We start from the raw sequence: 22,206 nt of genomic DNA, 5'->3' as shown, positions 1-22,206 counted from the left end.
GTTGCTATTGATGCTGGTTCAAAAGCTTTCGCTCCACCGTCTGTAGGTGGCGGCGCATCGCTTGAGCGGCTTGCTCCATGTCCCGGTCGGCGATGGCGGCCACGATCTCCTCGTGCTCGGTGAAGCTGTGGTGCTGGGGATCGGGCTGGGTCCTGTTGGCGCGGAGGCGGCCCCAGGCCACCGCCCGCCTGACCGCGTTGAGCGTATCGAAAATGGTCAGCAGGAGCGTGTTCCGCGTGGCCTCGGCGATCGACCGGTGAAGGCGGTTGTCCCAGCTCTCGTACTGGCGCCAGGAGGCCGCCGTCCGCGAGCGCGCCATGCAGGTCCGCATTTCCGCGATGTCGGCCGCCGTCGCGTTGAGCGCAGCCATCCGCGCGATCTCCGGCTCGATCAGCAGCCTTGTCTGCATCACTTCCGCCGGATTGGTCCGGCTGGTCGTGACGGACAGATCGGCCAGGCTCTCCGTCGGGCGACTGCCGATGAAGGTGCCCTTACCAACATGCCGCCACAGCTGACCCTCGGCCTCCAGCGTTGCCAAAGCCTTGCGCAGTTCGCCGCGGCTGACGCCAAGCTGCCGGCAGAGTTCGCGTTCCGGTGGCAGGCGGCTGTCCACCGTCAGCGGCGCCTGTGCCAGGAAAGCCCGGAGTTGGGTCAGCGTCCCTTGCGGGTCGACACCGTTGGTCGTCATGGAGCCTCAACCAATTGAGTGATTGGTTTCCCATGATTGCCAACCTGTCTGTTAAAATCAAGCCTTTTCGCTTGACTCGGACTCAAACCAAGCCTTACCATTTTGTTATTGGTTAAGAATGGTTGGGATCAACCCGGCCCAAGAGCATGTCTCGCAGACATCCGGTGACTGGCGAACCTATAGGGAGGAAAGCCATGACTCTGTTAGATCGGAACGCCCTGTCCAAATCAGTGTCGCGCGCCGGGGCGGCGCTCGTCGTGGCGCTCGGCCTGTCGGCCATGCCGCTCGACGCCGAAGCGGCCGGCAAAATCCGAATCGCCTTCGGCGACATCGCGTCGGTCGAGGCCCTGGGCTTCCTGGCTGCGATCGAGCGGGCCAAGGAGCGCGGCGTCGACATCGACATCACGTACCTGAAGTCCGAGGATATCGCCGCCCAGGCCGTGGTCGGCGGGCAGGCGGACATCGGCGTCGGCACGCCCTACGCGCTTCTTCAGAAAGTCCGCGCGCCGATCCGGATCTTCTATCAGATGAGTACGTTGCGCTTCTATCCCGTGGTCAACACGGAGTTCCATCAGGACTGGAAGGATCTGGACGGACAGGAGATCGCGGTGCACTCCCGCGGGTCGGGCACCGAGGCGATAATGAACCTGCTGGCCAAGAAGAACGACATCCGCTACGGCCAAGTCAGCTACGTCCCTGGATCGGAGGTTCGCACCGGAGCGCTCCTCCAGGGCAACGTCAAGGCGACGATCGTCGACTCCGCCGGCTGGCGCCTGCTCCAGGCCCAGGCTCCCGGCAAGTTCAAGGTACTGCCGGTGGAGGGCATCGACGCCAGCGACGAGGCGCTGTACGCCAACACCAATTTCCTGGAGCGCGAGCGGGAGTCGGTCAACATCCTGACCGAGGAACTGCTGAACACCTTCCGGGAAATCAACGCCAAGCCCTCTGTCGTCACCGAGTTCCGCCAGAAATACAACCTCCTTCCCGACCTGCCGGCCGAGGTCGTCGCCGATATGGAGCCCTATTACAAGGATGCGGCGGATGTCGGCCTGTTCCCGGCCAATGGCGGCGGGGAAGACGCGGCCCGGGACGATTTCGAGTTCTACAGCGTCGCCGGCCAGCTCCAGGGTGATCCGGCGAGCCTGAAGGTGGCGGATTTCTGGACGCTTGAGCCCTTGGACCAGGCGCTCCAGAAGGTCGGCCGGCGGTGACGCCGGCCGGTACAGACACCTGCCGATGACCTCAAGGACCCGACATGTCCCAGCTTCTCGTCCACAATGCCGGTCCGCCGATCGGGCCGGCAACCGCCTTCGTCCGCTGGGCCGCCACCCGTGACCATAGCCTGTTCTGGCGGCTGCTCTCCCTGGCGCTGTTCTGCGGCGTCTGGGAAGTGGCGGGGCAGATCCCCGTCAACTATGCGTTGCCGCCTTTCTCCCAGACCTTTATGGCCTTCCTGGGCATGGTCCTGGACGGCAGCCTGATCTCGGCATACGCCACCACGCTCCAGCCGCTGGTGATCGGCATCGTCATCTCCGCTGTCATCGGCGTCGGAATCGGCATCCTGATGGGGCTGAAGCCTATGGCCGAGTGGTTGGCCGCGCCCGTCTTCATCGTAATGCAGGCTGCCCCCATGGCGGCGCTGATCCCGCTGATCACCTTCGTCTACGGCATCGGCATGACGTCCAAAGTGCTGTCGGTCTGCGTGCTGGCGCTGCCGGTGATCGTGCTGAACTGCTACAAGGCGGTCCGCAACGTCAATCCGTCGCTGGTCGCCATGTGCCGCTCCTTCCAGGGCACCCGGTGGCAGCAGGTCGCCAAGATCGTCATCCCCGACGCCAGCCCGCTGATCTTCGCCGGCCTCCGCCTGGGCATCTCCGCAGGCTTCATCGGCATCGTCCTGGCTGAGCTTCTGATCACGCCGACCGGTATCGGCGACCTGATCACCTACCATCGCTCGGTCGCCAATTATGCCGAGATGTACGCGACCATCACGTCCATCATCGTATTCTCCGCGGTCACGGTCGGGGGCTTGCAGCGCCTCGAAGTGTCCCTGTTCCGTCCCGAGAAGAGGGAGATCGCCTGATGCCGGCCGCCATGCCACGCATCCACGAAAGGCCCGCCCCGGCCAAGGCCGACAACATCGTAGAGGTCCGGGGCCTGTCGAAGTTCTACGGCACCTTCGAGGCGCTGAAGGAGATCGACCTGGACTTTCCCCGCGGCGAGCTGATCTCGCTGCTCGGTCCAAGCGGATGCGGCAAGACCACCCTGCTGAAGATGATCGCCGGCCTGATCGAACCGTCCAAGGGCCAGGTCCTGGTCAAGGGGCGCCCGGTCACGGGACCGGGGCCGGAACGCGCCTTCGTCTTCCAGGATTTCGCGCTGATGCCCTGGGCGACGGTCATCCGCAACGTCGCTTTCGGGCTGGAACTCCGGGGCATGCCGAAGGCCCAGCGGCACGAGATCGCGCGGCGCTACATCTCCGAGGTCGGTCTTGCCGGCTTCGAGGAGCGCTATCCGCACGAGCTTTCCGGCGGCATGCGCCAGCGGGTAGGCCTGGCCCGCGCACTCTCGGTCGATGCCGACGTGCTGCTGATGGACGAGCCGTTCTCGGCCGTGGACGAGCAGACCCGCCGCAAGTTCCAGGAGGATCTGCTTAGCCTGCGCCGGGTCCAGCGCAAAACCTTCATCTTCGTGACCCACAGCATCGAGGAGGCGGTCTATGTCTCCGACCGCATCATCCTGCTGTCGCGCGGACCCGGCCGGGTGTCGCGGATCATCAGACCCGACATCCCGCGGGACGGCACCCCCGACGAGATCCGTCGCGACCGGCGCTACCTCGATACCGTCGAGGATATCTGGGACGGCCTGAAGCAGTTCGTCGAGTGAACGGGGAAGGAGAGGGACGGCCATGACCCTGTTCGGCTATCGTGTGCCCATGATGTCCTCGCTGCTGGTCTGGTGCCTGTTGTGGGAACTGGTGGGGCGCCTGGACCTGATGTTCCTGATCCCGCCCTTCACCGCGGTACTGGCGGCCATGGTCGAGCTGGTCCAGTCGCCGCAGTTCCAATCGGCCACGGTGGTGACGCTCCGCAGCTTCGTCACCGGCATGGTGCTGGCGATCGTGGTGGGAGTGGCGCTGGGCGTGCTGATGGGCCGGTTCCGCGCCGCCGACCGACTGCTCGGCATGTGGGTGAACCTGTTCGTCAGCGCCCCGCTGTCGGCGCTGGTGCCGATCCTGATGATCCTGTTCGGCCTGGGCGACGCCACCATCGTCGCGACGGTCTTCCTGTTCGCGGTCTGGATCATAGCCCTCGACACCCAGGCCGGGGTAAAGCACATCTCCGGCTCGCTGGTGGAGATGAGCCGGTCGTTCGGCGCCAAGCCGCGCGACGTCTACCTGAAAATCCTGTTGTGGGCGGCCTTGCCGGAGATACTCGCCGGCATCCGCCTGGGCATGATCCGCGGCGTGAAGGGAGTGGTGATCGGCCAGCTTCTGGTCTCGATCATCGGTTATGGTGAGTTGTTCGAACTGTATTCACGCAACTTCCTGATGGAGCGGTTCTGGGCACTGACCATTCTCGTCTTCGCTTTCGCCATCCTGGTGTCCGAACTGGTCGGCGCCATCGAGAAACGCATCGAATACTACGCTGGAGTCCGTCAATGAGTGCCAACAGCAACGGCCGCTGGGCCTTCGAACCCGCCGCCATTCCCAGCCTGCCGATCCGCGGCTCCGACGCGCGCTTTCCGGTCCATCGCATCTACTGCATCGGCCGCAACTTCGCCGCCCACGCGATCGAGATGGGGCACGATCCCAACCGCGAGCCGCCGTTCTTCTTCCAGAAGAACCCGGACAACCTGGTGACGGACGGCAGGTTCCCGTACCCGGACCGGTCCGACGACGTGCATTTCGAGATCGAGATGGTGGTCGCGCTGTCCAAGGGCGGCAGGAACATCCCGATCGACCAGGCGCTCGACCATGTCTTCGGCTACGCCGTCGGCCTCGACATGACCCGGCGCGACCTGCAGGGCGAGGCCAAGAAGCTCGGCCGCCCCTGGGAGATCGGCAAGGCGTTCGACGCCTCGGCGCCGTGCAGCGAGATCATTCCCGTCTCCGAGATCGGCCACCCGAGCCAGGGCCGCGTCTGGATGAAGTGCGACGGCGAGCAGCGTCAGGAAGGCGATCTGAACCAGATGATCTGGAAGGTCCCGGAAATGATCAGCTACCTCTCCGACTATTTCACCCTGGCCGCTGGCGACGTCATCTTCACCGGGACGCCGGCCGGCGTGGGCGGCGTCAAGCGCGGGAACGTGCTGGTCGGCGGCGTCGACGGAGTCACCGAACTGAACGTCACCGTGGTCTGAGCTTTTCGGCCCGGACTTCCGAAAGGGAGCATCGTCCGCCGACGATGCTCCCTGGATTTCGATTTTTCGACGCTGTATCAGGGTATGGCCGGCTGCAACGAAGTCCCGCGCCTGGAGTACCCTGGTGACACGCGTCAACCCTCTCCTTCACGAAACCGCCAGTCCTCCCATACCCGAGGCCCAGGGCTGGGCCAGGCGCTATGGGGGCAGCCGCGGCCCTCTGGTGGATCTGGCCCAGGCCGTTCCCGGCTACCCGCCGCACCCCGACATCCTCGAAGCCCTGGCGAGCGCCGCCGCGTCGCCGCTTCTGGCCGGCTATGGTGCCATCCTCGGCGACCAGGACCTGCGGACGGCCTATGCCGGCCATGTGTGCGGGATCTTCGGCGCGCCGATCCGGCCGGCCGAGATCGCGATCACGTCCGGATGCAACCAGGCCTTCTTCGTCGCGGCGCTGGCGCTGGCGAAGGCCGGCGAGGCGGTCGTCCTGCCGAGCCCCTGGTACTTCAATCACAAGATGACGCTCGACATGCTCGGGATCGAGGCACGGGCGGTGCCTGCATCGGCGGAGGATGGATTCGTGCCGGACCCGGCGCGGATCGCGGCCGCCATCGACGAGCGCGTCCGCGCCGTCGTCCTGATCAGTCCCAACAATCCGACCGGCGCCGTCTACCCGCCGGAAACATTGCGCGCGATCTATCGCATCTGCCGCGACCGGGGCGTGGCGCTGATCCTGGACGAGACCTACCGGGATTTCCTGGCCGATGCCGGGACGCGGCCCCACGACCTGTTCCAGCAGCCGGGCTGGCGGGATACGCTGGTCGAGCTCTACAGCTTCTCAAAATCCTTCTGCATTCCCGGCCACCGGCTCGGCGCCGTAATCGCCGGAGAAACCTTCCTCGCGGAGTTCGCCAAGGTGATGGACTGCGTCCAGATCTGCGCGCCGCGGGTCGGACAGCACGCGCTGGCGGCAACGCTGGAGCCGATGGCCGCCTGGCGGGAGGAGAACCGGCGGGAGATCATCGGGCGGGCCGATGCCTTCAGGGCAGCGGCGGCACATCTGGATGGTTGGCGGCTGGACGCCATCGGCGCCTACTTCGCCTTTCTCCGCCATCCCTTCGACGCACCGGCGGCGGCCGTCGCCGAGCGGCTGGCGGAGGAGCGTGGCGTCCTGTGCCTGCCCGGCAGCTATTTCGGGCCGGGCAACGATCACCACCTCCGCATCGCCTTCGCCAACGCGGATCGGGCGGCCATCGAGGGGCTGCCCGGCCGGTTCCTGAACCTGACGATAGGATAGGGCAATCCATGGACCAGGAAGAGCTGGAGCGCCTGCGCGCGAAATATGGCCAACTGCACGGTGGCGAGGTGTTCGACCCCACCTTCCGCAAGGTCGCGGACACGATCTTCTCCAAGAGCGGCACGCGGCTCGCCCCTTATGCCGGCATGCCGACCTTCCTGACCGCGCCGCACCGGCCGATCGATCCGCAGAACCCCGATTTTGGCGATCTGCAGGTTGCGATGCTCGGCGTGCCGATGGACCTGGGCGTGACCAATCGGAATGGTTCGCGTTTCGGTCCGCGGGCGTTGCGGACCATCGAGCGGATCGGTCCCTACAACCATGTGCTCCACACCGCTCCGGTCTCCGACCTGCGCGTGGCCGATATCGGCGACGTTCCGTTCCGCAGCCGCTTCAGCCTCGACCTGTCCCACGAGGACATTGAGGCTCATGTGACGAGGATCGTGGCCGCCGGCGTCGCTCCCCTGTCAGTCGGCGGCGACCATTCCATCTCGCTGCCGATCCTGAAGGCGCTGGGCAAGGACCGGCCGGTCGGCATGATTCATATCGACGCCCATTGCGACACCAGCGGGGGGTTCGACCAGACCAAGTTCCACCATGGCGGTCCGTTCCGGCAGGCGGTGCTGGAAGGCGTGCTGGACCCCAAGCGGACGATCCAGATCGGTATCCGCGGCTCGGCCGAGTATCTGTGGGAGTTCTCCTACGACAGCGGCATGACCGTCATCCACGCGGAGGAGATCACCGGCCTGGGCATGCCCGCGGTGATCGAGCGCGCCCGCGCGGTGGCTGGCAACGGTCCGACCTATGTTTCCTTCGACATCGACAGCCTAGACCCCGCCTTCGCGCCCGGCACCGGCACGCCCGAGGTCGGCGGCCTGACCACGCGGGAGGCGCTGGAACTGCTGCGCGGGCTGAAGGGCCTGGACATCGTCGGCGGCGACGTCGTCGAGGTCGCCCCGCAATACGACGCCACGACCAATACGGCCCAGGCCGGAGCGCAGATGCTGTTCGAGATCCTCAGCCTGATGGTCTACAGCCCGTCGATCGGGGCCAAGCAGTAACGAACCAAAAAACAAAAGACCGCACGAACAGAACAGGAAGGTGAAGCGATGACCGAGATCACCAAGTTCGGGATCACCCGGCGTACCGCCCTGGCAGGGGCCGCGGCCGGTACCGCCCTGCTGGCCATGCCGTCGATCTTGCGGGCGGCCGACCGCTCGCTGAAGGTCGGCGTCTATGGCGGGTACTTCCAGGAGTCCTTCGACGAGCACATCTTCCCTGACTTCACCAGCGCCACCGGCATCGAGGTCGAGTCGATCTCGGAGCCGACAGGAGAAGCTTGGCTGGTCCAGCTCTCCCAGGCTGCTCGGGCGGGCCAGGCCCCGGCAGACGTGTCGATGATGTCCCAGGTCGCGATGCTGAAGGGGCAGGCCATCGACCTCTGGTCCCCGCTCGACCCGGCAAAGATTCCCAACCTGGGCAACCTGCTGCCGCAGTTCGTCAACAAGTACCCCGACGGGCGGATCGCCGGGGTCGGCGCCGTCGCCTGGTATATCACGCTGGTGACCAACACCGACGTCTTCCCGGAGGCGCCGACCTCGTGGAGCGCTCTCTGGGACCCCGTCAACCGGGACCGCCTGGGCCTGCTGGCGCTCGTCTCCAACTCCTTCCTGCTCGAGGTGACCGCCAAGACCTTCTTCGGGGGTCCGGCCAAGCTCGACACCGAGGAAGGCATCCTGGAGGCCATGGACAAGCTGGCCGAGGTCAAGCCGAACGTCCGCCTGTGGTACCGCGACGAGGCCCAGTTCGAGCAGGCGCTGAAGTCGGGCGAGATCCCCATGGGCCAGTACTACCACGACGTGACCAGGCTCGCCGCGGCCGACGGCAACCCTGTCCGCTCCACCTTCCCGAAAGAAGGCGGGATCCTCGATTCCGGCTGCTGGGCGGTGTCGGCGGCGTCCAAGAAGACCGCGGAGGCCCACGAGTTCATCAACTACATGAGCCAGCCGCAGATCCAGGCCAAGCTGTCGCGCAATGTCGGGACGGCGCCGACCGTCGCCCGCAGCCTGACCGACCTGACGGACGAGGAGTTCGCGGCAGTCTCCAGCGATATCGAGCCGATCATCCCGCGCTACGACCTGTACCAGACCAAGTCCGACTGGCTGAACCAGAAATGGACCGAGCTGATCGTCGCCGGCTGACTTGACTTCAGGGAGGCTATCCATGTCCGGCCTGGTACTGGAGGGCATATCGAAACGGTTCAACGGTGTCGCCGCCGTGGACCATGTCGACCTCGCCGTTCCCAACGGAACCTTCGTCTGCATGCTGGGACCGTCGGGTTGCGGCAAGACGACCTTGCTGCGGACCATCGCCGGGCTGGAGGAGCCGAGCTCCGGCCGGATCCTGATCGACGGCAAGGACATGACCCGGGTGCCGGCGCACCGGCGCGACTTCGGCATGGTCTTCCAGTCGCTGGCCCTGTTCCCGCACCTGGATGCCGGCGGGAACGTCGCGTATCCCCTGCGCATTCGAGGCGTCGGCCGTGCCGAGCAGGCCAGACGCGTGGAGGAGCTGCTGGCCCTTGTCGACCTGCGCGGCTATGCCGGCCGGCCGGTCGCCCAGCTTTCCGGCGGCCAACGCCAGCGCGTCGCCATCGCCCGCGCCCTGGCCCTGTCGCCCAAGCTGTTCCTGCTCGACGAACCGCTGTCCGCGCTGGACGCCAAGCTGCGCGAGACGATGCAGGTGGAGCTTCGCAAGCTTCAGCAGCGCCTGGGGATCACGACGATCGTGGTGACCCACGACCAGCGCGAGGCGATGACAATGGCCGACCTTGTCGTCGTCATGGGACAGGGGCGCATCCAGCAGGCGGCGTCGCCGGTCGAGATCTACCGCCGGCCGGTCAACAGCTTCGTCGCCGACTTCATCGGCTCGACAAACCTGATCGCCGTGCGGGCGGCGGGGCAGGGGATCGGGGAGGGGGTCGAGGCTCCCGGCGGCACCATCCCCGGCGTCAGCCTGGCGCCGGGACAGGCGGAAGCGACATTGTCGGTTCGGCCGGAGGATATCCACCTCGTCCCGGCCGGCGAGGCGCCGCTGACCGGCAGGATCAGCTTCATCCGGGACCTGGGCGCCAGCATCGAGACCTTCGTCGATGCGGGCGGCACCCAGATCGTCGCGGTCGCGTCCCCGCGCGAGCGGGCGCATTTCCAAGTCGGCGACACCGTCGGCCTGAGGCTCGATCCCGAAACCTGCCGGGTCCTGGCATCGTGAGGCCGGAGGCACCGAAACGGGCGGTGGACTACGCCCCGCTGGCCTTCCCAGCCCTGATGCTGACCGTCTTCTTCGTGGTGCCGTTCGGCATCATGGTTATGGTCAGTTTCTTCCAACGCCAGCCCGGCGGTTTCTACACGCCGGACTTCGTGTTCAGCAGCTACGAGCGCTTCCTGACCGCCTTCTTCGGCGGCGTGCTGGGATTCTCCCTGGGGCTGGCGGCGCTGGTGGCCGTGATCTGCGTGGCGGTCGGGTTTCCCTTCGCCTATGAACTGGCCCGGACCCGTCGCCGGGTCCAGATTGCCTGGCTGGTGGCGTTGCTCGCGGTGCTGTCCCTGTCGGAGGTGATCATCGGCTTCGCCTGGTCCACGCTGCTGTCGCGGACCGCGGGGATCTCCAACCTGCTGGTCTGGCTGGGCCTGATGGCGAGGCCGACGGCGCTTACCCCCAACTTCGGCGCCGTGCTGACGGGCATGGTCTATCAGGCGTTCCCCTATGCCGTGCTGGTCCTTTATCCGGCGATGGCGCGGCTGGATCCGACCCTGATGGAGGCATCGCGCACCCTGGGGGCGCCTCCGCTCCGGGCGTTCCTGACCGTGGTCGTCCCGGCGCTGCGCAACACGATCCTGGCGACCTTCATCATGGTCTTCGTCTTCGCGCTCGGCTCCTACCTGCTGCCCCAACTCCTGGGACGGCCGCAGCACTGGACCCTGTCGGTGCTGATCACGGACCAGGCGGTTTACCAGTCCAATCTCCCGTTCGCCGCCGCCATGGCCGTGTTCCTCGTGCTGGTCACACTGTCGCTGGTGGCGCTCGCCCTGCTGGTCGGCCGGAAGGAGAGCGCTGCATGAGCGCCAAGCTGTTCAGGCGCGTTCTGTTCACCCTGGTGGCGGTATTCCTGGCGGCGCCGCTGGTCGTCATCGCCGGAGTGTCGGTCAACGCGCAGAGGACCCTGGTCTTCCCGCCCGCGGGTTTCTCCGCCCGCTGGTACGGCGAGGTCTTCGCCGACGCCGCCTGGCGCGGCGCCCTGACGGCCTCGGTGGCCGTCGCCGCGCTCTCCGCCGCGCTGGCGGTGGCGATAGCGTTTCCGCTCTCCTGGTTCCTGTGGCGGCGCCATGCGCCCTGGGCGCGGGTGTTCCAGATGCTCGGCACGGCGCCCTTCGTCCTGCCGCCGGTGATCACCGCGCTGGGATTTCTGACGTTCTGGACGACGGTCGGGGCTTACGGGCAACCCTGGACGGTGGTGGTGGCGCACGGCATCTTTTTCGTCACCCTGCCGCTGGTCACGCTGTCCCTGGGGTTCGCGTCGATCGACCGGGCGCTGGTGGAGGCGGCGGCGACCATGGGGGCCGACGACCGCACGATCCTGCGAACCATCGTGCTTCCCCTGATCCGACCCTACATCGTGTCGGGCTTCGCCTTCGCATTCGTGCTGTCGCTGAACGAGTACATCGTCGCCTACATGACGGTCGGCTTCACGCTGGAGACTCTGCCGATCAAGATCTTCAACTCGCTGCGCTACGGCTATACCCCGACCATGGCGGCCGTGAGCATCCTGTTCGTCGCGGTGGCGGCACTGATCTTCGGCCTGATCGCCCGTTTCGGCGACCTTCCCAAACTGCTCGGCGCCTGGAGTTCACGGGATTGACCAACGCCCCCCTGCGTCTCGCCCTGCTCCAGATGGAAGCGCTCGCGGGCGACATCGCCGCCAACCTTGACCGGATCGCGGCCGCCGCCGAGATGGCCGCCGCCGCCGGTGCCGCCTGCCTTCTGGCGCCCGAGCTGGCGCTGACCGGCTACGGCGCCGGTGCCGCCATCCGGGATCTGGCCGAGCCGGCCGACGGCGCCCAGGTCGCGGGCCTTTCGGCGATAGCAGCCCGTACCGGAGTGGCCGTGGTCTGCGGCTTCGCCGAAGCGGCGGGCGGAGCCGTCTACAACAGCGCCGCCGCCGTCCTGGCGGACGGCAGCCGCCACGTCTATCGCAAGCTGCACCTGTACGGCGACTACGAGAAGCGACTGTTCCGCCCTGGCGAGGCCGCCCCGGCCGTGTTCCCGCTGGGTGGCCTCAAGGCCGGCCTGCTGATCTGCTACGATGTCGAATTCCCGGAGATGGTGCGGCATCTGGCGGCATCCGACGCCGACCTGATCCTGGTACCGACGGCCCTGCCGGCCAGCGAGCACGCCGGTTTCATCGCGCGGTCGATCATCCCGGTACGGGCCTTCGAGAACCAGGTCTTCGTCGCCTACGCCAACCATGCCGGCCGGGATGCCGCGTTCGCCTATGCCGGACTGTCCGGCATCGCGGCGCCGGACGGTTCCGACCTTGCCCGTGCACCGGCGTCGGGTCCCCACCTGCTGGTCGCCGACATCGATCCCGCCGCTTTCGGTGACGCCCGCGCGGCGAACCCGTACCTGATCGACCGCCGAATGCGTTTCATCAGCGGACCCAACCAGACCTGAAGAGGAACGCCTCCCATGACCGCGACCCCGTTTCCGGAACCGGCCGTGCCCCCTCTGCCGGAGCCGTACCAGACTCCCTCGGCGCTCAATTTCTCCACCGTGGTCGGCTGGCCCGCGGGGCGGAAGCCGGCTGCTCCCGACGGCTTCGAGGTGACGCTCTACGCCGACGGCCTGGATTATCCGCGTTGGTTCCATCTTCTGCCCAACGGCGACGTCCTGGTATCGGAGGCCCGTACCCAGATCAAGCCGGACCACAATCCAGACTCGCCGGCGGTACAGGGCGACAAGCGTTCCCGCGCGCTCGGCCAGAGCGCCAACCGGATCACCCTGCTGCGCGATGCCGACGGCGACGGCGTTCCGGAAGTCCGAGAGACCTTCCTGGAAGGGCTGAGGCAGCCCTTCGGCATGGCACTGCTCGGCGAAACGCTTTACGTCGCCAACACCGACGGCGTCCTGGCTTTCCCCTATGCGAGGGGCAGACCCGCATGAAGGCCCAGGGCCGCAAGATCCTCGACCTGCCGGCCGGAGGCTACAACAACCACTGGACCCGCAACATCCGCGTCGGTCCCGGCGGGACCAAGCTGTACGTGACCGTGGGCTCCGCCAGCAACGTGGCCGAATACGGCATCGACGAGGAGCATCGTCGGGCCGCGATCCTGGAGATCAACCCGGACGGCAGCGGCGAGCGGATCTTCGCCGGCGGCTTGCGCAATCCCGTCGGCCTGGACTGGGAGCCGGAGACCGGCGCGATGTGGACGGCGGTCAACGAACGCGACGAACTGGGCGACGAACTGGTGCCCGACTACATGACCAGCGTTCAGGACGGCGGCTTCTACGGCTGGCCCTATTCCTATTTCGGCAAGATCGAGGATCCCCGGCTGCGCGGCCAACGACCCGACCTCGTGGCTAAGGCGATCGTGCCGGACATGGCGCTGGGCTCCCACACCGCGTCGCTGGGCCTGGCCTTCTATCGCGGAACCGCCTTCCCCGAACGCTACCGCGGCGGTGCCTTCATAGGTCAGCACGGCTCCTGGAACCGGTCGGAGCTTTCGGGCTACAAGGTGCTGTTCGTCCCCTTCGCCAACGGGCGACCGAGCGGCCCGGGCGAGGATTTCCTGACCGGCTTCGTCGCCGAGCGGTCAAAGAGCGAAGTCTACGGCCGGCCCTGCGGCATCGCCGAGATGCCCGACGGATCGCTGCTGGTGGCCGACGATGCGGCCGACAGGATCTGGCGCGTCGTGGCCGTCCGCTAGGCCGAGCCCGCCCCGCGGCTTCCGGTATCGACCGCGAAATCGAGCTGGAGGCTGACCAGGTCGATCCCCCGCTCGTCCGGCTCGCTCTCGGCCAGCAGGAACGGCCCGTAGTCCGCCCGCTCCGTGCGGGCGATCAGCACCACCCCCGCCGGGAGCACGATGACCTGCCACAGCACGTCCTCATGCTCCCGGCTGGCGGTGACGGGATCGATACCGCTGGCGCCGTGGGCCGCCATGCGGGAGAAGGCGACCATGCCCGCGGCGTCGCGCATGGCCGGCCGGTATGAGGGATGCCGTGACAAGGCCGCATCGCCCATGCGGGGCGGCAGATCCAGCGTGGCGATGATCTTCGGGCCGAACGGCGTATCTCGCAGGCAGCCGTCGATCAGCACGGCCGGTGCGCCGAGATCGCGCATGATGGAGCGGCAATGAGCCAGCAGGGGACGCCACAGCGGCGGCGGGTTTGAGACCAGGATCGGGATGCATCGAGCCATGGTTTGAAAGGTAAGGAGCGTAGTCGGGAAAATCGAGAGTGGTTGACCACAGGCCCGCGAGCCGCCAAACATCGCAGTCCCGGTTCAACCCTGTTCCAGCAAGCCCCGCACCATGGCCCGCATCCAGATCGTTGCCCGAATAAACCTCGACGTCGTGGTCCGGCTGGATGGCGCCGTTTCCACCGGGGCGCAACTCAGGGGCAGGTTCGATAAGGGCCGCCTGGGTGGCGGTGGATCGAACACCGGCGTCGCTCTCGCCTATGCCGGGCATGACGTGGCGCTGTTCGCCCATGTCGGCGAAGACTCCGGCGGAACGGCGATGCTTGCCGAACTCGCCGGCTTGGGCATCGACGTCTCGCGGGTACGCCGCTTCGCCGGGCCGACGCCGCCGGTGCTGGTCCTGCTCGACCCGGGCGGCGAACGGACGATCATCCGGGGGTGCCCCTCCGTGGCCCTGCCACCGGTTTCGCCCGATCCTTTGGAGAAGCCGGACGTTCTCTACGTCAAGGCTTACGGGGCAGAGGTGGCCGACCTGCTGCGCGCCAGAATGGGATCATGCCTGGTGGTCAGCCACGCGCCGCCCGCCGGAACGGCCGACTGGCCGGCGCATGTGATGGTCGATTCGGCCGCCCACATGACCGCCGAGGCGTTGGCCGATCCTTATCGGGCGGCCAGGGTCCTCGCCGGGGAGGGATTGCGCTGGATGGTGGTCACCGACGGCTCCAGGGGGGCGACGGCCTTCGGGCCTTCCGGCCCGATCCGTGTTCCGGCCGAGCCGGCGACCGTCGTGGACAGCACGGGCGCCGGCGATGTCTTCACCGCGGGGTTGATCCACGGACTGACCGGCGGCGCGCCGATCCGCGATGCCATGTCGATCGGAACCCGCTGGGCGGCGCTGGCTGTCACGTCGCCGACATCGGTCCCGCCGGCTTCCCTCCGGGACCTGATCGCCTGACCTCAGGCCGCCGCGAACTCAGTCTTGGGTACTCCCAGGACCTTCGCCAGTTGCTTCATCCGCATCTGCACGGCATCGCTGTCGGGCACGTCCTCGCTTCCTTCAGAGACCTCCAGTCGAACGGCATCCGCAGTGATCCGCAGCCGCGCCGTGTCCAGTATTCCCGGCACGCTGCCGGAGAAGCGGTGGCCGAGCTGCATTGCGCGGCCGAGGATCTGGGTGCGGCGTTGCACGGCGGGCGTCAGCAGGGACAGCGCGGGCTGAAGGCAATGATCGTCGGGCTTTCCAGCGTACCGTGCATGCAGGGTGGCGGCGATGAAGACCCGCTCCGCGTGCGTCACGCCGATGAACGGGAAATGCACGACACGCTGAAAGGACTGGTGGGCCTTGACGTCCGCATGGTCCGCCCAGGCGATGTCGGACAGTGCGCAAGCGGCGAGCCTCAGGCGCCGTTCGTCCTCGGTTTCATCCGGGAACAGCGTTTCGGTCCAGCGCACCAGCGCCGGGGCGAAGGCCGGTACCCGCGCGGTGGGAAGGCCGAACGCTTGGGCGCCTTCTATCAGCGGATCGCGCCGCTGAAGGGCAGGGGGAGCTGGGAGTAGAGCCAGCCCTCGCGCAGGCCAAGGGCGGAGAATACGACCCGTTCCGGCCGGAGGTTCTTCAGTACCCTGTCCATCACCAGCGCTGCCGACGGGAGCGTTTTCGCGCGTCGGCCGGGAACGCCGGGAAGCGCCGCGATCTTGTCCGGCGCCATCTTACAGATCGATTTCGCGAAACTCCTCAAGTCGTTCGCATCGACGTCGTAGCCGTGGGCGACCTTCAGGGGCGCGTTGACCGCTTCCATGTGAGCCCGCGCCAGGGCGCGCCATCCGCCGCCGACGGCATAGAACACCGGCTTGGTCAGCAGGGGCGGGAGCTGGCCCTTCATGATCTCGTCGATCCGCCGCTTGGCGCCCTCCGGCGATTCTTCGAGCATGGATTCGACCGGCAAGGCCCCCAGCGGCAGGCTGACCGAGCGGTCGCCCACCCGGTCTTCCAGTGCTTCGGCCACTTCGAGGCTGCCGCCGCCCATGTCGCCGACCAGCCCCTTGGGGCGATGGAAGCCGGAGATGACGCCCAGCGTGGCGAAATGCGCCTCCTCCGATCCGGACAGCAGGCGCAGGTCGCGACCCGTCCGGTCCCGGATGGCCCTGATCAGGCTTTCCCCGTTGGAAGCCCTGCGCACCGCTTCGGTCGCGATGATGTCGATGCGGGCAGCCCCCATGGCCTCGGCGATGGCGCAGAAGCGATGGGCCGCCTGCACGGTGCACGCCATCGGTCCCGCCGCAAGCTCGCCCGTCTTGTCCAATCCGGAGCCGAGGCCGCACAGGGACTTCTCGTTGAACCGAGGAAGAGGTGCCCTCCCAAGGTCGTTGTAAACGACCAGGCGGACGGAATTCGAGCCGATATCGATGACGGCGTAGTGGGTGTGGTCGGCAGCGAGGACTTCATCCGGATCAAGCTCCTGATGAAGGCCGGTCAGGTCGGCGCGCTGGCCGGTAGCGTCGAGCATCTGTCCCTCCGGTGTCGGGCTGGATCCATGACCCTTCAACTCCGGACCGTTCGCTTTGATCCCGGCGTCCGAAGATTAAGTAATGGAAATGTCATCCAGCCCGCCCGGCTCCGGCCTGTTCCGATCAGGCTTTGATCAGGTTCAGATCCCGCAGCACCGCGACCTCGCTGGCCTGCTCGTCGAGCCGTGCCTTCACCGCGTCGCCGATCGAAACGACGCCGATCAGTTCGCCGGCCGTGTCGCAGACGGGGACGTGCCGATGGCGGCGCAACGTCATCATCCTCATCAGGTCCTTGACCGTCTCCGTCGGCAGGCAGGTCTTGACCTCCTTGGTCATCAGATCCTCGACACGGAGACCAAGCGCCGCGGCTCCGCGGTCGGCGATCGCACGGACTATGTCGCGCTCGGACAGGATGCCGGCGAGCTTGCCGCGGCGGTCGCGCACGACGACGGCGCCGATGCGCTTCTCCGTCAGCAGCTTCGACGCCGTCTCCAGCGTCTCCGTCGGCAGGATCGAGACGATGGTGCGGCCTTTGGTATTCAGAAGATCGGAAACGGTGGTCATATCTTCCCCATGAGGTTGGCGGCGCGGGTGAACTGACCGCTGCACCTGGTGTTTGTCGGTCCGGTGCATCCAGTGTCGCATCGTTTGCATTCACCTGAAATGCAAAGCGGTAACTTGGGCTAATCCGATATGCCGGCCGGAGATGGGGCAACCACTGGGGCCTGTCACGTGTTAACCCATAGAGCGATTCTATCACCCGTGCGCATCTGACGGCAATTAACTTCTCCTATAAGCCGTTTCTTTTATAACTAAATTTCTCTCATCGTTGCCTCGTGACCATGACGCCGCATCACGGAACGTTGTTCCGCGTTCGACAGCCGTGACCCGAAAGCCGTGCTTTCGATGCGATGCGACAGGCTTCGGGCTTTGGCCCTGGTGTGGAGCGAAGGCCGCTTGGCCGTGCCCCGGACACTGCTGCGGTTCAGTCACATCGATAAGCATATGCCCGGCAGAACGGACGCCTCCATCAAATCACGATATCGGCGAAAACTTCGATCAGCTTATGGAAGAGACTCGCATCCTTGATACCCGTAATGATAAGCATCAACCAGCTACTTACGGAGATCCGCGATGCTGACCAACCTGTTCATGCCCGACCCGGTCCAGGGCCTGCTGGTCTCGACCCTTCAGGAGTTCCAGAAGATCCTGGGGAAGGGGGTCGCGGGAACGCCGATCCAGGTGGGAGACACGACGCTGGTCCCGATCTATGTCACGACTTTCGGGGTCGGCGCCGGCGGAGGATCTATCTTCGGCGAGGCCTGCGGTGGCGGTGGCGGTGGCGGTGTGGTTCCCTGCGCGGTCGTCGTCGTCCGTCCGGACCGGGTGGAGATCCAGCATCTGCAGTCCGAATTCGTGGCTTTGGCGACCAAGGCCCATTCCGACGTCGCGAGCGAGTTGAGCAACGCCTATCGCCGGGACAAGTCATCGGCCGCCGCGACCCAGCCGACCACGGAGCCGGTACCGGCTCCCGCCCCGGCGGCGCCGGCATCCACGGTGGTCGCCGTCGCCCCGCTGGATTGAGAATCGCCGTTACTTCGTGGTGCTCGTCGTCGTCGATGCCGTCTGGCCGAACATGATCTTCTTGGCTTCCTCGGTCATGGTCGGTTGGCTGTTGATCTCGGCGGCGCGGTCGTAGGCACGGACGACTGCCGGCCGCTCCCGGATGGTCTCGAACCAGCGCTTCAGGTTCGGGAAGTCGTTCAGATCCTGCTGTTGGCGCTCGTAGGGGACGATCCACGGATAAGCCGCCATGTCGGCGATGGAGTAGTCCCCCGCGACAAACTGCCGGTCCGCCAGACGCCGGTCCAGCACACCGTACAGACGGTTCGTCTCCTTGACGTAGCGATCCGTGGCGTACGGGATGCGTTCCGGCGCGTACTGGACGAAATGGTGGTTTTGGCCCGCCATAGGTCCCAGTCCGCCCATCTGCCACATCAGCCACTGAAGCACCTCGGCGCGACCGCGCGGGTCCCGGGGCAGGTACTTCCCGGATTTCTCGGCCAGATAGATCAAGATCGCACCGGACTCGAAAACGGAAATCGGCTCACCGCCGCCGGCCGGCTCATGGTCCAGGATCGCCGGTATGCGGTTGTTCGGAGCGATCTTCAGGAATTCCGGCTTGAACTGCTCGCCGGTGCTGATGTTGACCGGGATGATCCGGTAAGGAAGCCCGGTCTCCTCCAGGAATATCGTGACCTTATGGCCGTTGGGAGTCGTCCAGTAATGCAGATCGATCATGTCGATGGCCTTCCAAAGCTGAGGTGCGGCACTAATTATGGACTGATCGTTCCATATCATGTCCCGCCGTCCCCGGCAACCATCGGCGGACCGTTCCGTTCCCAGGCCCGGCCCCCGATCCGCAGCCCGCGGGTCAGGCGGCCAGTTCCTTTTCGAACAGGCGTTCCACCAGCGACCTGGTCTCCATGTCGAACCGGAACTGGATGCGGACGGCTCCGTCATGTTCCTCCACGACGCGTCCGGCGATCCGATGTCCGGCGAAGACCAGAGTCAACGCCGTGCCGATCGGCCAGCTTCCATGGACCCGAACCGCGGCGCCGCCGCTGGAAATGTCGATCATCCGGCCGGAGATCGACTGGTTGCCGACGATGACCGTGATCGGGGCGTCGTGAGGCCGCCGCTCGAAGGTGCGGCGTTCCCCGGCGCTGCTCATGGCCGACAGGAACTGGTCGACTTCGCCGCGCAGCGTCTCGGCCTGGATCGACAAATCGGACGCGGCCGAAAGAAGCTCCATCGCCGCGGCCTTGGTGAAGTCGGTCGTGTCCTTGACCATGCCGATGTTGCCGGAGGCATGCATGCTCTTGTCCGCAGCTTCCTTGACGTTGCGGCTGATCTCGGACGTCGAGGCGTCCTGCTGGGTCACCGCGGCGGCGATCATGCCGGAGCTTTCGTCGATGGCGCCGATCGTCCGGGAAATCTCGCCGATCAGGCTGGCAACGCCGTTGGCCGAATCGACCACCGCGTTCACCTTGGCGGTTACTTCCTCGGTCGCCTTGGAAGTCTGGGTCGCCAGGTTCTTGACCTCGCCCGCGACGACGGCAAACCCTTTGCCTGCCTCGCCCGCGCGGGCCGCCTCAATCGTCGCGTTGAGCGCCAGGAGATTGGTCTGCGACGCGATGTCCTGGATGAACTGGACGATCTGGGTAACGCCGGCCGCTACGTTCGTCAATTCCCGGGTGACGGATTCGGCGCGGCCGGCCTGTTCGACCGCCGCCCGGGTCGTCAGGGTCGTGCGTTCGACCTGCACGCCGATCTCGCCGCTTGCGCCGGCCAGTTCCTCCGCCGCGGACGAAACCAGCTCGGCGTTGCGCGCCGCGGCATCCGCGCTTTCCGCTGCCTGCACGGCCTGCTCCGATGCCCGCTCCGCCTCGGCATTCAGAGATCCCGCGGTCGCCTGGAGCTGGGTGGCGGCGGCAGCCACCGCCCGCAACTGGCCGGAGATGGCTGCCTGGAAGTCATGGGTCAGGGCTTCCAGTGCATCCTGGCGGCGCGCCCGGTTCGCCTGCTGCCGTGCCTGCTCTGCTTCCAGCTCCCGGTTGCGGCGCGCCGCATCGCGGAACACCGCCGTGGCGGAGGCCATGGCGCCGACCTCGTCGCTCCTGCCGATGCCGGGAACGGCGCAGTCCAGGTCGCCCTCGGCGAGCCGCTGCATCGCCTGCGTAAGGCCGAGCAGCGGCACCAGGACGCCGCGCCGGACCACCAGGAGAACGGCAAGCGCCGCCCCTCCGAACAGGAGCGCCGTGATCAGCAGGGTCCAGAACTGCGACGAGCGGAACCCGCCGATGCGGGTCTCCAGCAGCCGTTCCAGGTCGGAGGAAACGGCCTGGTAGAAGTTGCCCCACTTGGCGACCAGGGACTCCACCGTCGCCGGGTCCGGCGTGCCGCGCTCGATCGAGGCCAGCAGGGCCGTCATATCGCCGATCAGGGCGCGTGCCGGCCCGTCAAGGGCGGCCTTGACCGACCCGTCGGCGCTGCCGCTGTAGGCCGACGCGAGCGATGAGTCGATGCCGTCGGCCACTGTCTTCAGCCCGCCAAGCTCGACGTAGAAGGCGACCCGCTCCTCCGGGTCCAGCGTGCCGTCGGCGAAAGTCCGTCGGGCCAGGGTCACCATGGCGACGATCCGGTCGAGCGCCTCGGGCAGCTTCACCAGCATGATGTCCATGACGTAGAAGGAGTCGAGATCCGGGTCGAGAATCAGGTTGCTCTTGTCGCCGACCCGGGCGGTCAATGCCCTCAATGCCGCCCGCGCCTCGTCGAGGCCTGTTCCGCTCGCCGCAGCCGATCCCACCGCCGCCGCGGCCTTGCTGGTCAGCTCGGCGCTTTCCATTCCCTCGCCGAAGCTCCGCTCGGCCGACTCCAGGACCGCGACGCCGCCGCTTGCCGGCTTGTCGTCCCGGAGGTTCGCAAGGGCCAAGTCCCTGTGAACCGCTGCGACCTGCCTCAGCTGGAACGTTCCGGTAAGTTCCTTTTCGCTGAACCGGATCGTCGTGTTCTGATTGCCGATAAGCGCCGTCAGTACGAAGCCCACCGGAGCCAGGAACAACAGCGCCGCGATCGCCAACCGTTGGGCGATGCCAAGGGAACGGAACATCAGACACTCCAACAACCGTGGGTTAATCTCTCGAAAGAGTTACCATGAACGCGCAGTTAAATGAAGATGTTATGAGGCATATTTCCTACATAGGCAGCTGGGACTATCCTGCAGGCTAATTGTCCGGCTGGAAAACAAGGTGCGCCGATCTATTCACGAAATCCTTGTGATTTCATTGCTCATGAAATCTAATTTTGTTGCCGGCCATGGCACGGACCGGTGCAGTCGGCCGGTCAGGCAACCGGAACCGCAAGTCCTGCGTTCGTTGCCTGACAAGCGACATGATGACCGACGAAGGAGACCGATATGCCGATCCGTTCCATTCCCCTGGCGTCGATGCCGGTGCCGATCTTGGGGCAAGGCACCTGGGGGATGGGCGAGGACCGGCGCCAGCGTGACCGCGAAGTCCGTTCGCTTCAGCTGGGCCTGGATCTTGGCATGAGTCTGATCGACACGGCGGAGATGTATGGCGACGGCGGGGCCGAGGAGGTCGTCGGCGAGGCGATGGCAGGGCGCCGGGACGACTGTTTCCTGGTCAGCAAGGTCTATCCCCACAATGCCGGCCGGCGCAGCGCGGTCGAGGCGTGCGAGCGCAGTCTTAAACGCCTCGGCACCGATCGCATGGAGCTTTACCTGCTGCATTGGCGCGGCGGCATACCGCTGGCCGAGACGGTCGAAACGTTCGAGCGTCTGAAGGAGCAGGGCAAGATCCGCGCCTGGGGCGTCAGCAACCTGGACCCCGACGACATGGCCGAATTGTTGGAAGTGCCCGGCGGCGAAGCATGCGCCGCCAACCAGGTCCTCTACAATCTCACGCGTAGGGGCATCGAATGGGATCTGCTTCCCTGGTGCGCGGAGCAGTCCATCCCGGTCATGGCCTACAGCCCCATCGAACAGGGGCGGATCCCGGCCAAGGGCGCCCTGCGGGCTATCGCGGATCGCCTCGGCGCCAGCATGTTCCAGGTGGCGCTGGCCTGGGTGCTTCGGCACGAAGGCATCGTCGCCATCCCGAAGGCCAGCGATCCGGACCATGTGAAGGTCAATCGCGCCGCGGCAGACCTGGTTCTGAGCGAAGAGGATCTAGCGGCCCTCGACCGGGCCTTCCCGCCGCCGACCGGACCACGGTCGCTCGAGATGCTCTGATCCTGCCGTTCCGGCCGGAGCCGGAACATCGGGGTCAGACCACTAGTGGTCTCGCACAGTGT

24 protein-coding genes are annotated in these 22,206 nt (G+C 66.4%); 17 read left to right on the top strand and 7 right to left on the bottom strand.

Features of this window, described 5'->3' with window-relative positions; translation table 11 throughout:
- Positions 1-4: 4 nt before the first annotated feature.
- Positions 5-688, bottom strand: a complete 684-nt coding sequence (locus DPR14_RS13695; RefSeq protein WP_158045646.1) for a FadR/GntR family transcriptional regulator — start codon at positions 686-688, stop codon at positions 5-7.
- Positions 689-882: 194 nt separating this feature from the next.
- On the opposite strand from DPR14_RS13695, the gene DPR14_RS13690 reads away from it, so the two are divergent.
- From DPR14_RS13690 to DPR14_RS28245, 14 genes are all read left to right on the top strand, one after another.
- Positions 883-1,899 (top strand): ABC transporter substrate-binding protein, encoded by a 1,017-nt coding sequence (locus tag DPR14_RS13690; RefSeq protein ID WP_158045645.1) that lies wholly within the window; start codon positions 883-885, stop codon positions 1,897-1,899.
- Positions 1,900-1,943: 44 nt separating this feature from the next.
- Complete coding sequence (locus tag DPR14_RS13685) at positions 1,944-2,771, top strand: ABC transporter permease (RefSeq protein WP_158045644.1); 828 nt, start codon at positions 1,944-1,946, stop codon at positions 2,769-2,771.
- Positions 2,772-2,782: 11 nt separating this feature from the next.
- On the top strand, positions 2,783-3,574 hold the full coding sequence (locus DPR14_RS13680) for an ABC transporter ATP-binding protein (RefSeq protein ID WP_211103773.1): 792 nt from the start codon (positions 2,783-2,785) through the stop codon (positions 3,572-3,574).
- A gap of 22 nt (positions 3,575-3,596) precedes the next feature.
- On the top strand, positions 3,597-4,352 hold the full coding sequence (locus DPR14_RS13675; RefSeq protein WP_158045642.1) for an ABC transporter permease: 756 nt from the start codon (positions 3,597-3,599) through the stop codon (positions 4,350-4,352).
- Complete coding sequence (locus tag DPR14_RS13670; RefSeq protein ID WP_158045641.1) at positions 4,349-5,050, top strand: fumarylacetoacetate hydrolase family protein; 702 nt, start codon at positions 4,349-4,351, stop codon at positions 5,048-5,050. The genes DPR14_RS13675 and DPR14_RS13670 overlap by 4 nt, the downstream gene beginning before the upstream one ends.
- A 124-nt stretch (positions 5,051-5,174) precedes the next feature.
- Entirely contained in the window at positions 5,175-6,344 is a 1,170-nt protein-coding gene (locus tag DPR14_RS13665) for an aminotransferase (protein WP_158045640.1), read from the top strand.
- An 8-nt stretch (positions 6,345-6,352) separates the two neighbouring features.
- The gene (gene speB, locus DPR14_RS13660) at positions 6,353-7,405 is read left to right on the top strand and encodes an agmatinase (protein ID WP_158045639.1); all 1,053 of its coding nucleotides are present in this window, start codon (positions 6,353-6,355) and stop codon (positions 7,403-7,405) included.
- A 48-nt stretch (positions 7,406-7,453) separates the two neighbouring features.
- Positions 7,454-8,545 (top strand): ABC transporter substrate-binding protein, encoded by a 1,092-nt coding sequence (locus DPR14_RS13655; protein WP_158045638.1) that lies wholly within the window; start codon positions 7,454-7,456, stop codon positions 8,543-8,545.
- A gap of 22 nt (positions 8,546-8,567) precedes the next feature.
- Positions 8,568-9,614, top strand: coding sequence for an ABC transporter ATP-binding protein (locus tag DPR14_RS13650; protein WP_158045637.1), 1,047 nt, complete (start codon positions 8,568-8,570; stop codon positions 9,612-9,614).
- Between the two features lie 23 nt (positions 9,615-9,637).
- Entirely contained in the window at positions 9,638-10,465 is an 828-nt protein-coding gene (locus DPR14_RS13645; RefSeq protein WP_246148145.1) for an ABC transporter permease, read from the top strand.
- Positions 10,462-11,262 (top strand): ABC transporter permease, encoded by an 801-nt coding sequence (locus tag DPR14_RS13640; protein WP_158045635.1) that lies wholly within the window; start codon positions 10,462-10,464, stop codon positions 11,260-11,262. Before DPR14_RS13645 ends, DPR14_RS13640 begins: the two co-directional genes overlap by 4 nt.
- Positions 11,259-12,074, top strand: coding sequence for a carbon-nitrogen hydrolase family protein (locus DPR14_RS13635; RefSeq protein WP_211103772.1), 816 nt, complete (start codon positions 11,259-11,261; stop codon positions 12,072-12,074). The genes DPR14_RS13640 and DPR14_RS13635 overlap by 4 nt, the downstream gene beginning before the upstream one ends.
- A 15-nt stretch (positions 12,075-12,089) precedes the next feature.
- A complete protein-coding gene (locus DPR14_RS28250; protein WP_246148143.1) occupies positions 12,090-12,563 on the top strand; it encodes a hypothetical protein in 474 nt (157 codons plus the stop codon).
- Positions 12,560-13,327, top strand: coding sequence for a PQQ-dependent sugar dehydrogenase (locus tag DPR14_RS28245; protein WP_246148142.1), 768 nt, complete (start codon positions 12,560-12,562; stop codon positions 13,325-13,327). The genes DPR14_RS28250 and DPR14_RS28245 overlap by 4 nt, the downstream gene beginning before the upstream one ends.
- Here DPR14_RS28245 and DPR14_RS13625 read toward each other — a convergent pair.
- Positions 13,324-13,821, bottom strand: coding sequence for a hypothetical protein (locus DPR14_RS13625; protein ID WP_158045634.1), 498 nt, complete (start codon positions 13,819-13,821; stop codon positions 13,324-13,326). The genes DPR14_RS28245 and DPR14_RS13625 overlap by 4 nt on opposite strands.
- Before the next feature lie 112 nt (positions 13,822-13,933).
- Here DPR14_RS13625 and DPR14_RS13620 point away from each other — a divergent pair, with 112 nt between their 5' ends.
- On the top strand, positions 13,934-14,776 hold the full coding sequence (locus DPR14_RS13620; RefSeq protein WP_158045633.1) for a carbohydrate kinase family protein: 843 nt from the start codon (positions 13,934-13,936) through the stop codon (positions 14,774-14,776).
- A gap of 2 nt (positions 14,777-14,778) precedes the next feature.
- Here the strand turns inward: DPR14_RS13620 and DPR14_RS13615 are convergent, their stop codons facing one another.
- The 3 genes from DPR14_RS13615 to DPR14_RS13605 form a co-directional block, all read right to left on the bottom strand.
- Positions 14,779-15,336, bottom strand: a complete 558-nt coding sequence (locus tag DPR14_RS13615) for a hypothetical protein (RefSeq protein ID WP_343038737.1) — start codon at positions 15,334-15,336, stop codon at positions 14,779-14,781.
- Positions 15,336-16,328 (bottom strand): Ppx/GppA family phosphatase, encoded by a 993-nt coding sequence (locus DPR14_RS13610; RefSeq protein ID WP_158045631.1) that lies wholly within the window; start codon positions 16,326-16,328, stop codon positions 15,336-15,338. Before DPR14_RS13610 ends, DPR14_RS13615 begins: the two co-directional genes overlap by 1 nt.
- Before the next feature lie 124 nt (positions 16,329-16,452).
- Positions 16,453-16,893, bottom strand: coding sequence for a CBS domain-containing protein (locus DPR14_RS13605; protein ID WP_158045630.1), 441 nt, complete (start codon positions 16,891-16,893; stop codon positions 16,453-16,455).
- 570 nt (positions 16,894-17,463) lie between these two features.
- Here DPR14_RS13605 and DPR14_RS13600 point away from each other — a divergent pair.
- Positions 17,464-17,913, top strand: coding sequence for a GerW family sporulation protein (locus tag DPR14_RS13600; RefSeq protein ID WP_158045629.1), 450 nt, complete (start codon positions 17,464-17,466; stop codon positions 17,911-17,913).
- Positions 17,914-17,922: 9 nt separating this feature from the next.
- Here DPR14_RS13600 and DPR14_RS13595 read toward each other — a convergent pair whose 3' ends face one another.
- On the bottom strand, positions 17,923-18,630 hold the full coding sequence (locus tag DPR14_RS13595; RefSeq protein ID WP_158048133.1) for a glutathione binding-like protein: 708 nt from the start codon (positions 18,628-18,630) through the stop codon (positions 17,923-17,925).
- A 133-nt stretch (positions 18,631-18,763) separates the two neighbouring features.
- Complete coding sequence (locus DPR14_RS13590) at positions 18,764-21,001, bottom strand: methyl-accepting chemotaxis protein (protein ID WP_158045628.1); 2,238 nt, start codon at positions 20,999-21,001, stop codon at positions 18,764-18,766.
- 306 nt (positions 21,002-21,307) lie between these two features.
- Here DPR14_RS13590 and DPR14_RS13585 point away from each other — a divergent pair, with 306 nt between their 5' ends.
- Positions 21,308-22,144 (top strand): aldo/keto reductase, encoded by an 837-nt coding sequence (locus tag DPR14_RS13585; RefSeq protein ID WP_158045627.1) that lies wholly within the window; start codon positions 21,308-21,310, stop codon positions 22,142-22,144.
- Positions 22,145-22,206: the final 62 nt, after the last annotated feature.

It is taken from the genome of Skermanella pratensis (assembly GCF_008843145.1).
In the GTDB taxonomy this organism is placed as follows: Bacteria; Pseudomonadota; Alphaproteobacteria; order Azospirillales; family Azospirillaceae; genus Skermanella; species Skermanella pratensis.
The sequence above is the reverse complement of the archived record's forward strand: the minus strand, read 5'-3'. Positions and strand labels throughout refer to the sequence as shown.